This window comes from Bacillus sp. 5w2 (assembly GCF_054353775.1).
Genome location: NZ_JBTIWT010000013.1, coordinates 1 through 12,743, shown reverse-complemented (window position 1 = coordinate 12,743; position 12,743 = coordinate 1). Strand labels below are relative to the sequence as shown.

The following is a 12,743-nucleotide window of genomic DNA, read 5'->3' as shown; positions in this document are numbered from 1 at the left end:
GTTCATTATGATTATGCGGTTCGGATATGTCTCACATGCAATGGCACTCTGGGATTGCTCTCCGGCTAAAACGATGACATTTACAAGCTTTCAAAAGCTCAGTAAACAAGAGCGAGAAGATAAACTATACGATGTTACAAAGCAAAATCTTGAGCATACAATACGTATTCTTCATTACAATATAGCGCATGAAATTCCGTTATATCGCTTGTCATCTTCCATTGTCCCACTTGCAACACATCCCGAAGTTGAATTTGATTATATCGGGGCATTTATACCGCTTTGGCGTAAAATTGGGGCATTAATTAAAGAACACAATTTACGAGTAAGTTTTCATCCAAATCAATTTACGCTATTTACAAGTGATAAACCACATATTACAACTAACGCTATTATAGATATGATCTATCATTATAAAGTATTAGATGCAATAGGAGTTGCAGATACTTCTTATATTAACATCCATGTAGGGGGTGCCTATGGAAATAAAGAAAAAGCCATTGGACGTTTCCATGAAAACATAAAAAAACTTCCTGCACATATAAAAAAACAAATGACACTTGAAAATGATGATAAAACATATACAACTGCTGAAACTCTATCTATTTGTCAAAAAGAAAAGGTCCCATTCGTATTTGATTATCACCATCACATGGCAAACCCTTGCGAGGAACCGCTAGAAGAGTTACTTCCTGCAATTTTTGAAACTTGGTCACATACAAATATCCCTCCTAAAGTTCACATTTCCTCCCCTAAATCAGAAAAAGAATTTAGGGCTCATGCTGAATATATTGATTTAGATTTTATTAAACCTTTCTTACACATTGCAAAAAAAAACAATCACAATTTCGATATTATGATTGAAAGTAAACAGAAAGATTTAGCAATGCTGCAATTAATACGTGAACTATCCTCTATAAGAGGGATAAAAAGAATACATGGCGCAACATTACAATGGTAAATTGTAATCTTGCGCTATTTTTTTCAAAAAAAGTAATTTTTATAGTAAAAAACACCCTATTTTATATGCTATGATTGGAGTTAGCATTTTCCACCTGCGATTCAAATTTATTGAAACGGAGTCATAATATGATTAATCAAAAAAAATATGTACAATTTGTCATAATGTATATAGTTATATTTTCTCTTTGGATATTTCTGATCCCTAAGGACTTGAATATAAAAGAAATTGGAATTCTCTTCTTATTTTGTTTTGCCGCGCTCTTTTCTTGCTATTGCTTATATAAAGCTATTAAGAAAATGAAGCATACTGATAAATTATTTTGGGTTTTATTACTATGCACTTGCATATGCGGACTAACTATGGAGATAACTTTATTTCTTCATTCACTTTCTATATATGATCAAGTCATATTCTCATATAAGGCACTACCTTTTTTCATCATACAATATATTTTGCTCTTTTCTGGGTTTGCTATCAAATTCATAAAACATTACTCTATTAGAGGTCTTGCTCAATTTTCATTCGATAGCATCTTTATTGTTATCATGAATATTTATTTTACCTTAACTTTTATTTTGGACCTTTCAAGCTTTCGTATGTTAACAACCGATCACTGGGTTTTAATTGGATACTTTATTGCACAAGCATTAGTAATTTACGCCGTTATTAGCCTATATAGACGAGAACAATATTCTTCTAGCAGAATCTCATTAATTATCGGCTTTACTATCATACTTGTGTACGGATATATACATCTGTTCCAATTAAACGCAGGGATAGAAACTTCTTCTGAAGTCTCTTACTTAATACATACTGCTTCAATTTTATTAATTGGTTTGTCGTCCATACTATACATTGTGGATAAACCAATGCAGCATGAAACGAAAACGAAGTATTATCGATTTGACTATGTGCGCTTTATATTACCTTACTTTAGTATAATCATTACTTTTTCTTTCATTGTCTTTCAACCTTGGGATGATAAGTTCATGTTAATCGGTCTCGTATTATCACTCATCTTATTATTCCTACGACAACTTTACATGTGGAAAGATAATCAAGCACTAATCGATACATACGAACAGTTGACTACACAACTAGAAGGTAAAGTAGAAGAAGGTGCATCTGCGTTATCAAAGAGTGAACAACGCTATAAATCTTTATTCGAAGATCATCCTGATGCCGTTTTTTCTTTAAATATGAATGGTATTTTCCAACAATCCAATACAGCATGTGAAAGCTTATTTACTGCCTACTATTGTGAAGTAGAAAGCTATTCTCTTCTACACTTTATTGACTCAAAAGACCATGATCTACTAAAGAAAGCTTTACAAATGACAACAGAAGGTAGACCACAAACTTTAGAAGTTCGCACAAAAGAAAAAGAAAGCTATTACTATTACCTTCACATTACACTCATCCCTACTTTCATAAACAAAGAAGTTGTTGGGATGTTCGGCATAGCACGTGATATTACAACTTTATATGAAAAACAAAAACAAGTAGAACATTTAGCCTTTCATGATTCACTTACTGGATTACCAAATCGCCGAAAGTTTGAAAAAGACTTAAAAAATATTTTAAATACAACTCAAACTAGCGCAAATGATGTTGCCGTCATGTTCCTTGATTTAGATCGATTCAAAAAAATTAACGATAGACTTGGTCACGACGTCGGTGATTTATTATTAATTGAAGTAGCAAAAAGATTACGCAGTTGCTTGCGTTCAAAGGATGTCGTTGCTCGCCAAGGCGGAGATGAATTTACAATTCTATTACCAGATATGTACTCAGAAAAGAGTGCAATATTTATAGCTGAACAGATTTTAACCATTTTAAACAAACCGTTCTTCATTAAAGATGAAGAACTGTCTATTACACCGAGTATCGGAATTGCAATGTACCCTGATTATGGAACAGATGTAACAGAATTAATGAAAAATGCTGATATGGCTATGTATCGCGCAAAAGCAAATGGAAAAAACAGATTCGTTTTCTTCTCAAAAGAAATGAGTATTGCTCAAAATGAGAGTAACTTCTTAGAAGGAGAACTTTCAAAAGCACTACAACAAAATGAATTTTTCCTTGAATACCAACCACAAGTAAGCACAAAAACAAAACAAATTATCGGTTTTGAAGCATTAATTCGTTGGAAGCATCCAAAACTCGGAATCGTATCTCCTGCCCAGTTCATTCCGCTAGCGGAGGAAACAGGATTTATTATTGAACTTGGAAATTGGATTTTACGTACCGCTTGCTTAGAGGCAAAAAGATGGCATAATCAAGGTTTTTCTCACTTGAAAGTTGGTGTGAATTTATCTGTTGTTCAATTTAACCATGCAGATTTAATCCCAACCATTTCAAAAGTATTAGAAGAAACAGAGCTAAAACCAGAAGCATTAGATATTGAAATTACAGAAAGTATCGCAATTAATCAAAATCAATCTGTAGTGGCAAAGTTAGAACAGCTTCAAAATCTCGGTATTCAAATTTCAATCGATGACTTTGGAACTGGTTATAGTTCTTTAGCTTATTTAACAAAATATCCAATCAACACATTAAAAATTGCTCGAGAGTTTATTTGCGGCATTACAACTAGCCCTTTAGAGGAAGCGATTATCTCTTCCATCATTACACTATCAAAAGAATTAAATTTAGAAGTTATTGCAGAAGGTGTAGAGACGGAAGAACAATGGAAGTTTTTATATGAACAAAACTGTGACCACATTCAAGGATTCTTTATTAGCAAACCTGTTTCTAGTAAGGATGTTTGGATGTTACTCCACAAAAAAACAACCGTCTAAGTAAGACGGTTGTTTTTTAATACTCAAAAGGTACATCTGAAGCTACTTGTATCTCTTGATCATTATAAGAAATTACTTGATTTTTCTCTAAAACTGTATCTCCTAATGAAATACCCCATGCCATCGCTAACGTTAATAGACTACCAATAAGTAGTTTCTTCATATTCCATCACCCGCATTTTTTCTTTAAATATATCATGAAAATTTATCCACATCTTATGCAATTATGCATATTTGTTTTTTTATTTATTCATTTTTTTTATAATTGATTCCTTTAACGTATGGTTTCCTAATATATCGAAAAAGAAGCACGCTTTTTCGTAAGCATCTTCAATTTCTGCTCTATCACACTCGAGCTTTTCTAGGCATTCACCTTTTCGATAATATAACTGTCCAATCAATGTCATACTATTAATTCGACACGATAGTTCAATGGCTTTATTTGCGTGACAAAGCGCTTCTTCGTATTGATTGTCTAAGTATAATGCTTTTGCATGATTATGTCTCACCTTCACATCAAACTCTTTATTATCATGTAATGCCTCTAATTGTTTTAATATATTTTCAAATAACTCAATACTCTTCTTAAAATAGCCATTTTCAGCGTAAATGTTTGCAATTGCGTTTTCAATATAAAGGTTCTGATATACATCTATTCCTGCCAATTGTTGATTGAGCAATTTCTTTAATTCTAAAATACAATATTCGTAATCGATTTTTTTCAATATGTAAGCAGCTACATAATATTGCCATTGAAGAAATTGCTGCAGCTCAGGATGATATTCTTCCTTTTTCAACTCATTCCATACTTTATTATAAATTTCTTTATATTTCTTTTGCTTACAAAGCATAATAATTCGATCTTTTAACTGCTTATTCCTCTCAATATCAGAATAAATGAGTACCTCATAAAAATGAATAATGGGAACTTGTAACTTCGCTGCAATGCCTTGCAATATATCCATACTTGGGTATACCGTGCCCGATTCAATTCGACTCACTTCCGATTGATGACATATGTTCTCGGATAACTGCTTTTGTGTTAATCCTCTCATCACCCTAATTTTCTTAATTTCACTTCCTAGTTTTTCTGCGTGCATACTTACTCACCATCCCATTATAACAATCTAATTTTTTAAGTTGTCATACCACTACAATAATGTGAATTCGACAATTTTTGATATGAAATAATGCATAATATATATAAAATTCGGCAAATTTTTCATACAATCCATCTCACATAATATAATAGACTAGTAATTTTATAGATAAATTATAGAAAATTTGCCCATGCTTTCGTTACATTCGGTCTTCTTTATCCTTTATCAGCAGAAGCTATTCACACCCAAGAACTAAATAGAAATGAAGTAAAAGTTGAAATCACTCAGCCTAGTTTAATGATTTAAAAATTAACACAACCTCAAAATGATACAAAACTATATGGCGAAAAAGTATTTAAAGGGTGAGATAAACGAGGCTAAAGCTCAACAAGAGTGAGTGACAACTGAAATGAATGTAGATTCCCAACCTACAAATAAAGAAACAAAAGAAAATCAAACCGAAGTTCACCTTGCACAAACTTACAAAAATTACAAAGTATATTGCCCAGATTTTATTGTAAAAGTAGATAAAAATGGAGTAATTACAACTGTTAGTGGTAAAGTTGTCCAAAATTTAGACCAACAACCTAATCTTACTATAACAAATTTTTTGTCGAAAAATGAAGTAAAATCTAAATTACGCGATATACTTCAAATTCTAAGCGATGCGACTGCGACGAAACTCTCTATTGAAATACTTATTTATAAAAAAAAGAAGTTTACCACTCGTAGGTAAACTTCTTTTCATATCCATCCCTTTTCCTCCGCAATTGTAATTGCCTCAATTCTATTTTTCGCATCAAGCTTCGTTAATACTTCAGAAATATAATTACGTACTGTACCAGGTGAAAGATAAAGTGCCTTCGCAATTTCATTTGCCGTCTTTCCTTCTTTCGCAAGTAACAATACTTCTTTTTCGCGATCCGATAATGGATTTTGCTCCTGCCATAAGCCGAACATTAAATCTTGAGAGATCTCTCGTTTTCCTTTCATCACATTACGAATCGCTGCAGCTAAATCTTCACTTGGGCTATCTTTTAATAAATATCCGTGCACGCCAGCTTTCATTGCCCGTTCAAAATATCCAGGGCGTGCAAATGTTGTTAAAATCATTACTTTACATGCTGATTGTTCTTTCTTTAACGTTTCCGCAACATCTAATCCGCTTTGAATCGGCATTTCGATATCCATAATGCTTACATCCGGTTTTAACGATTCAATTAATTTTAGCGCCTCTTCCCCGTTCGCAGCTTGCCCAATTACTTCAATATCATCTTCTAGATCAAGCAGGGCCCCTAATGCACCACGAAGCATCCGCTGATCTTCTGCAATAATAATTCGAATCATGCCCTCACCTCATCTTTTCCTGTTCGAATAACAACTGGAACTTTTACTGTTAATAGTGTCCCTGGATTAATCGTACCCAGTTCAACAAATCCATCAATAAGAGCGATACGCTCTTTCATACCACGAATGCCATTTCCATCATGGTTTTGATCCGTTAAGCCAACTCCATTATCTTCTACCGTCAAAATTAATTCACCTTGTGATTCTAGTACAGAAACTGTACAATGCGTCGCCTTACTATGCTTTACAACATTCGTCACAGCCTCACGTAAACACATTCCTAAAATATTTTGTTCAATCGGTGATAACGAACTTGCACTTGTTTCTTGTTTTATTTCTAATTCAATAGTAGCAGCTTGTAAGATCGCTTTTATTTGCTCAAGCTCTTCTTCTACTGTAATCATGCGCATATCAGAAATTAATTCCCTTAACTGCTTTAAAGCGGTACGAGATGTTTGTGTAATTTCCTTCGCTTCCACACTTGCACGCTCCGGATTTTTTACAATTAACTTCTCCACAAGCTGACTTTTTAAAGTAATGAGTGATAACGTGTGCCCTAACGTATCATGAAGATCCCTTGCAATCCGCTGACGTTCTTCACGTTTTACTAAGTCTTTAATTTGCTCATTCGCTTCGTTTAATTGATTTCTTAACATCTTTTTCTGATTAAAATTACGCATTCCAAATGGCGTAAGGAGCATTAAAATAAACATCGGAACGATATTTACTAAACTTGTAGTCGTTAGTTGATTCATATTTATAAATAAAAATGCCCCAAGCATAATAACCAACAAACATAATAGCACTCGAAACACTTTCTTATTTGGCGTAAATCCCATCGCACTTGCCGTGAAAAAGCCAAAGAATATCATGAAAGGATTGTAAAATAAAGCAAATAAAAAGATGAGTACCATTTGAACACATGCCCAAAAAACAAACGTCCTCTGTACAAAATAAAGCTGACGGTATGTGATGATAAAAACTATCAACATACCGCTTCCAATTACAAGCTTCCACCCTGACGACTGCACTAAATGGTAAATTGGAAATAACAGATAAACGAACCACATATACGGGAAGAAACCCATATGTTTCGGAAAAATCTCAATCCTCTTCTTCTCTATCATTTATACCGCTTCCTGTCTTTTTCTTATATATATTGATATTACAACAAATATAAGGAAATAACCTCCTAATACCGCGATATTTTCCCAACCAACTGATTTTCCAGCTACAATGTCCCATGCACCGCTTCCGAAGTGGTATGTTGGCGTCCATTCACCGATAGATCTTAATATTTTCGGGAATACTTCGATCGGCATCCATAGACCACCAAGAATTGCTAAACACATATTTAAAATATTTGCTAAACCCGCTGCTGCATCAACCTTTTTAATAGAACCGACTATCGATCCAAGCGCTAAAAATGGTGTTACACCTAGTAATAGCCATAAACCAGCGCCTATCCATTGACCAAACGTTAACTGAACATCATTAATTAAAATACCTGCTATAAAAATAACTACGATTGAAAACACATTTACTACTGTTTGTGAAACAATTTTCGCAGAAATATATGCCCCTTCTGGCAAAGGTGTAATTCTCAACAGTTGTGCCCAACCTTTTTGTCTTTCCTCAGAAAGACGAACACCAAAGCTAAAAAGTGCTGTTCCAATAATACTGAATGAAGTCATAGAAATTAAATAGTGAGCTTTCCATTCATTCCCGTTCTGTGGCACTTGAACAACATTTGTGAAAATGTAGTAAAACATAACTGGCATTAGTAATGAGAAAAAGATAAATAATTTATTGCGAAACGTACGTAATATCTCCATCTTACATTGCATCAAAAACGCTATCATGCGATTTCCCCCTTCTGATTTGCGACAAACTGTTCAAATGCTTCATCAAGGCTTCCACGTTCGACCGAAACATCTGTTACAGGTAAGTTCTTTTGATAAATTGCTTTTAAAGTTGCATCTGTATCTTCAGTTGTTAAAGTGAAGTGCCCTTCGTTTGACTGTACTTCTGTTACGTTTGGTAATTCTTTTAGTAATTTTGCAGGAATACTTTCCTTCGAATAAAACGTAATAGTTTTTCGCGAAATCGTCGCCTTCATCGCATCTGGTGTACCATCTGCGATAATCTTTCCGTTTGCAAACAATAAAATACGATCCGCCAACGCATCCGCTTCTTCTAAATAGTGTGTCGTTAAAATAATTGTTTTCCCTTCACTTGCTAACTTTCGAATTGTTTCCCAAAACGTTCTTCGAGACGTAATATCCATTCCAACTGTCGGCTCATCTAAAAATAACAAATCTGGATTACCTGCAAGTGCGAGTGCAAAGTTTAACCTTCTTTTTTGCCCACCTGATAATTTCTCACACCTTTGCTTTCGCTCCGATTCTAAATTTGATAACTGTAGCAACGTTTCTTTCGCTACCGGATTTGTATAATAACTACGGAATAACTCAATTGCCTCTTCCACTGTAATGCTATCAATGACACTTACTTCTTGTAACATCGCACCGAGGCTATTACGAACATCTCTATGTTTGGGACTCTTTCCAAATATAGAAACAGTTCCTTCCGTCGGATCCTTTAATCCAAGCATCATCGACATCGTCGTCGTTTTCCCTGCACCATTCGGTCCAAGTAGTGCTACGATTTCCCCCTTATTTACATGAAATGAAACATTATTTACTGCACTTTTATGTTTAAATGTTTTAGAAACACCATTTACTTCAATAATCTTTTCCATCTCTCCACCCCCGCTGTTTCTTATATTTACATTGTATGTGTTGGAAAAGTTAGGAAACAGTATGATGCGTCATAACATCGATATGACAATTGTCATGTATTCTTTGTGAGAGGAATCAATCCGCATACCGCAAGCGAGTAGCAGGACGAAAATAAACATGATACAATCGGATAAGATATATATTCGAGGAAGGACAGTGGTTTTCATGATTATTCGTAATGAACAAGACTTAGAAGGCTTACGAAAAATCGGCCGCATCGTTGCGCTTGCACGTGAAGAAATGAAAAAACAAGCAAAGCCAGGCATGACAACGAAAGAGCTAGATTTGATCGGTAAAAAAGTATTAGATGAGCATGGTGCTATTTCTGCACCTGAAAAAGAATATGATTTCCCTGGCGTAACTTGCATCAGTGTAAACGAAGAAGTTGCTCACGGTATTCCAGGAGAGCGTGTATTAAAAGACGGCGACTTAGTAAACGTCGACGTATCTGCTGCACTTGATGGCTATTATGCAGATACAGGTATTTCATTTGTACTTGGAGAAGATGAAGCAAAAGAAAAGCTTTGCCAAGCAGCTGTTGATGCATTTTGGGCAGCAATGAAAAAGGTTAAAGCTGGTTCAAAGCAAAATCAAATTGGTCGTGCTGTTTCAAACTTCGCACATAAAAATGGATACAATGTGATTCAAAACTTAACTGGTCACGGTATTGGCCTTAGCTTACATGAAGCACCAAACCACATTTTAAGCTACTTTGACCCAATGGATAATGCACTTCTAAAAGACGGTCTTGTTATCGCTGTAGAGCCATTCATTTCTATGAAAGCTGATCACATTATTGAGCGCGGCGATGATGGTTGGACATTCGTTACACCTGATAAAAGCCTTGTTGCACAATGTGAACATACGGTTGTCGTAACACGCGGCGAACCGATTATTTTAACAGAAATATAAAAAATAGCCGTTTGGTAGCAGAAACCTACCAAACGGCTATTTTTTATTACTTTTAGGTATGCAAAAATTTATATAAATAAAAGGTGGTGCATCAAGGCACCACCTTTTTAACGGGGTGAGGCTGCCCAAAAGTACGGAAAACCATTGAACAGCCTCTTATTTTCATATGGATGCCTTACATATATCACTGATGATAATTATGAAATGCGGAAACATATTTATCATCACATGATTCAAACACGAGAAAAGAAACCCTACAGTGGATTCTTTTCTCTACATAATCTAAAGTTTGGGTACACTAGATTCATGCAATGTAGGAGCTTTCCAAGCAGAAAGCGAACCTTCATTTAAAATGATAGCATACATATCTCCACCAAAAATATGCAAATATGCATATAGTATTTTTTATTTCTCAATGTCAGAATATTGAAAAATAAAAAATGTAAAGGTAAAATAAAGTCGTTATCCGTCTTCTTTTGTCAGTCAGAGAGAATAGAAGAATAGGAGAGGAAAAAATGAAAAAATCTTTAAAACAAAAAATAGTAAGCTCTTTGCTTGCTGTATCACTCGCTGTTAGCTTGGCTCCAATTGGACAAGCCAAAGCTGATTCCACGTCAGAAATCACACAGACTTCACCTATCACAAAACAAGTTGATGCAAGCCGCGCCATCGAACACATCCGTTTCTTATCCGAAACAATTGGTCCTCGCCCTGGTGGGACAAAATCAGAAGAATGGGCTTCTCGCTACGTTGGTATGCAACTTAAATCAATGGGCTATGAAGTAGACTATCAACCATTTCAAGTGCCAGATCAGTACGTTGGCTTTATTGAATCCCCATTATCCACAAAGCGTAATTGGCAAGCTGGCGCTGCTCCTAACGCACTAATTTCTACAGAAGCTGTTACAGCTCCTCTTATCTTTGTTCAAGGTGGGACAAAATTAGAGGATATTCCAAATGAAGTAAATGGAAAGATTGTTCTATTTGAAAGGGGAACAACAGTAGCAGACTACAATAAACAAGTTGAAAATGCTGTTAGCAAAGGAGCAAAAGGTGTTCTTTTATACAGTTTAATTGGTGGACGCGGAAATTATGGACAAACCTTCAATCCCCGCCTAACGAAAAAGCAATCTATTCCTGTCTTTGGTCTTGCTTATGCGCAAGGAAATGCATTTAAAGAAGAAATCGCTAAAAAAGGGACAACAATTCTTTCCCTAAAAGCGAGACATGAATCTAATTTAAAATCCTTAAACGTCATCGCTAAAAAGAAACCAAAAAACAGTACAGGTAATGAAAAAGCTGTCGTTGTAAGTTCGCACTATGATAGTGTAGTTGGAGCACCTGGAGCAAACGATAATGCTTCTGGTACAGGATTAGTATTAGAGTTAGCTCGTGCTTTTCAAAATGTAGAAACTGATAAAGAAATTCGTTTTATTGCTTTTGGTTCTGAAGAGACTGGCTTACTTGGCTCCGATTATTACGTTAATAGTCTATCCCAAAAAGAACGCGATCGAATTTTAGGTGTCTTTAACGCAGACATGGTTGCAACAAATTACGATAAGGCAAAGAATTTATATGTTATGACGCCTAACGGTTCTCCAAACCTTGTAACAGACGCAGCCTTGCAAGCAGGTAAACAGTTAAATAATGACCTCGTACTGCAAGGAAAATTCGGCTCTAGTGATCACGTACCATTTGCTGAAGTTGGTATTCCTGCCGCTCTATTTATTTGGATGGGTGTCGATAGCTGGAATCCATTAATCTATCATATCGAGAAGGTATATCACACACCTCAAGATAACGTATTTGAGAACATTTCACCTGAACGTATGAAAATGGCATTAGAGGTTATTGGTACAGGCATCTATAATAGCCTTCATTCCACCGTAAAAACAGGAGAGAAAGCCGCTTAATACTATTTCAAGCCACCGATTAATCGGTGGCTGTTTATTAAGAAAAAATAAATATGCATAAAAGCATATTCATTACATGGTATTATGGTGTATAATTAAAATCGTAATATATAAATAAAAGATATCAATCACATAGCATTATGTAGAATAAAAAATTTAAATACTATTGATTACATCTAATGAGAAGGTTTTTCAATTATAAAAAGGTGCTCTTGCAGTTGTGTTAACTTGAACTTTAGGAACTAATGCCTTCATTCCTAAAATAAACGTTGCATCAGCTACTCAAGAACAAAGCTTTACAATATGCTATTTCTAAATTAGCCATAAAAATGGCTATGCATTCATCAAAAACTTAATGAAACATAGCATTGACCTTAAATTACATGAGATACCACGCTCTAAGCTTATGGTCCAATGATAATGGGCTTCTTAAAAACGGTTTTGTTATCGTTTTAGAGCCACTGATTGAGTCCACCTTGAAATTGTTCCCTTTTTTCTATAAAAAAAACCCTTCAGGCTGCATTCTTCCCTTCACCTTATTGTGAAGTGTTTTTGAATACTTACCTAAAGGGAGCAATATCAATAGTAATTTTTTAATTTGTCAGCTACTCAGTTTACAGTGTAATCAATAATCTAAAGCTTTTTTATTATTTAATTCGCTGACGAGCGAGTAGGATTCCACCTAAAAGGAACAATACCATACCTCCAAGAATTGAACTCATTCCTGCTGATGTTCCTCCTGTGTTAGGAAGTAATGTTGGCTTATCATTTTCTGTAGTAGGTGGAACTTTTGAATCGCTATTGTTGCCTGTATTTGTGTTTGGATTTTTCGGATCTGTACTTGGATCTTTCGGATCTGTACTTGAATCTTTTGGATCTGTGCTTGGATCTTTCGGATCTGT

General features: G+C 34.9%; 11 protein-coding genes and 1 pseudogene. 5 read left to right on the top strand and 7 right to left on the bottom strand.

All coding sequences use genetic code 11. The annotated features are described in order from the left end of the window. Window positions 1-7 precede the first annotated feature (7 nt). Together uvsE and ACXY7N_RS19870 are read left to right on the top strand one after the other, a co-directional pair. On the top strand, window positions 8-961 hold the full coding sequence (gene uvsE, locus ACXY7N_RS19875; RefSeq protein ID WP_116363634.1) for a UV DNA damage repair endonuclease UvsE: 954 nt from the start codon (window positions 8-10) through the stop codon (window positions 959-961). Between the two features lie 128 nt (window positions 962-1,089). Further along, window positions 1,090-3,768: a DUF4084 domain-containing protein gene (locus ACXY7N_RS19870; protein ID WP_088084625.1), complete on the top strand. Its 2,679-nt coding sequence runs from the start codon at window positions 1,090-1,092 to the stop codon at window positions 3,766-3,768. 16 nt (window positions 3,769-3,784) lie between these two features. On the opposite strand, the gene ACXY7N_RS19865 is transcribed toward ACXY7N_RS19870, so the two are convergent. After that, complete coding sequence (locus tag ACXY7N_RS19865) at window positions 3,785-3,931, bottom strand: quorum-sensing peptide PapR (protein WP_000734736.1); 147 nt, start codon at window positions 3,929-3,931, stop codon at window positions 3,785-3,787. Between the two features lie 79 nt (window positions 3,932-4,010). Beyond that, complete coding sequence (gene plcR, locus ACXY7N_RS19860; RefSeq protein ID WP_088084626.1) at window positions 4,011-4,868, bottom strand: transcriptional regulator PlcR; 858 nt, start codon at window positions 4,866-4,868, stop codon at window positions 4,011-4,013. A gap of 168 nt (window positions 4,869-5,036) precedes the next feature. Here plcR and ACXY7N_RS19855 point away from each other — a divergent pair. Then, window positions 5,037-5,583, top strand: a pseudogene (locus ACXY7N_RS19855) (M4 family metallopeptidase); the annotation flags it as partial. A 29-nt stretch (window positions 5,584-5,612) separates the two neighbouring features. On the opposite strand, the gene ACXY7N_RS19850 reads toward ACXY7N_RS19855, so the two are convergent. From ACXY7N_RS19850 to ACXY7N_RS19835, 4 genes are read right to left on the bottom strand one after another with little or no spacing between them, the layout of a single operon-like run. Next, window positions 5,613-6,215 carry a response regulator transcription factor gene (locus tag ACXY7N_RS19850; protein WP_016085448.1) on the bottom strand — a complete coding sequence of 201 codons (603 nt, stop codon included), beginning with the start codon at window positions 6,213-6,215 and terminating at the stop codon, window positions 5,613-5,615. After that, the gene (locus tag ACXY7N_RS19845; RefSeq protein WP_071743638.1) at window positions 6,212-7,342 is read right to left on the bottom strand and encodes a sensor histidine kinase; all 1,131 of its coding nucleotides are present in this window, start codon (window positions 7,340-7,342) and stop codon (window positions 6,212-6,214) included. Before ACXY7N_RS19845 ends, ACXY7N_RS19850 begins: the two co-directional genes overlap by 4 nt. After that, the gene (locus ACXY7N_RS19840; RefSeq protein WP_088084628.1) at window positions 7,343-8,077 is read right to left on the bottom strand and encodes an ABC transporter permease; all 735 of its coding nucleotides are present in this window, start codon (window positions 8,075-8,077) and stop codon (window positions 7,343-7,345) included. It abuts the gene before it with no gap. Then, window positions 8,074-8,976, bottom strand: coding sequence for an ABC transporter ATP-binding protein (locus tag ACXY7N_RS19835; RefSeq protein WP_071743637.1), 903 nt, complete (start codon window positions 8,974-8,976; stop codon window positions 8,074-8,076). The genes ACXY7N_RS19840 and ACXY7N_RS19835 overlap by 4 nt, the downstream gene beginning before the upstream one ends. A 157-nt stretch (window positions 8,977-9,133) precedes the next feature. On the opposite strand from ACXY7N_RS19835, the gene map reads away from it, so the two are divergent. Both map and ACXY7N_RS19825 read left to right on the top strand, forming a co-directional pair. Then, entirely contained in the window at window positions 9,134-9,928 is a 795-nt protein-coding gene (gene map / locus ACXY7N_RS19830; RefSeq protein WP_016085444.1) for a type I methionyl aminopeptidase, read from the top strand. Window positions 9,929-10,443: 515 nt separating this feature from the next. Next, window positions 10,444-11,841, top strand: a complete 1,398-nt coding sequence (locus ACXY7N_RS19825; RefSeq protein ID WP_016085443.1) for a M28 family metallopeptidase — start codon at window positions 10,444-10,446, stop codon at window positions 11,839-11,841. Between the two features lie 647 nt (window positions 11,842-12,488). Here ACXY7N_RS19825 and ACXY7N_RS19820 read toward each other — a convergent pair. Then, window positions 12,489-12,743, bottom strand: a 255-nt coding sequence (locus tag ACXY7N_RS19820) for an LPXTG cell wall anchor domain-containing protein (protein ID WP_488592573.1), incomplete at its 5' end; no start/stop codon positions are given.

Bases quoted from the DNA above. Each gene is read 5' to 3' on its own strand.
- map (WP_016085444.1), top strand. From the start codon at position 9,134: ATGATACAATCGGATAAGATATATATTCGAGGAAGGACAGTGGTTTTC.
- ACXY7N_RS19840 (WP_088084628.1), bottom strand. From the start codon at position 8,077: ATGATAGCGTTTTTGATGCAATGTAAGATGGAGATATTACGTACGTTT.
- uvsE (WP_116363634.1), top strand. From the start codon at position 8: ATGATTATGCGGTTCGGATATGTCTCACATGCAATGGCACTCTGGGAT.
- ACXY7N_RS19865 (WP_000734736.1), bottom strand. From the start codon at position 3,931: ATGAAGAAACTACTTATTGGTAGTCTATTAACGTTAGCGATGGCATGG.
- ACXY7N_RS19850 (WP_016085448.1), bottom strand. From the start codon at position 6,215: ATGATTCGAATTATTATTGCAGAAGATCAGCGGATGCTTCGTGGTGCA.
- ACXY7N_RS19825 (WP_016085443.1), top strand. From the start codon at position 10,444: ATGAAAAAATCTTTAAAACAAAAAATAGTAAGCTCTTTGCTTGCTGTA.
- plcR (WP_088084626.1), bottom strand. From the start codon at position 4,868: ATGCACGCAGAAAAACTAGGAAGTGAAATTAAGAAAATTAGGGTGATG.
- ACXY7N_RS19870 (WP_088084625.1), top strand. From the start codon at position 1,090: ATGATTAATCAAAAAAAATATGTACAATTTGTCATAATGTATATAGTT.
- ACXY7N_RS19835 (WP_071743637.1), bottom strand. From the start codon at position 8,976: ATGGAAAAGATTATTGAAGTAAATGGTGTTTCTAAAACATTTAAACAT.
- ACXY7N_RS19845 (WP_071743638.1), bottom strand. From the start codon at position 7,342: ATGATAGAGAAGAAGAGGATTGAGATTTTTCCGAAACATATGGGTTTC.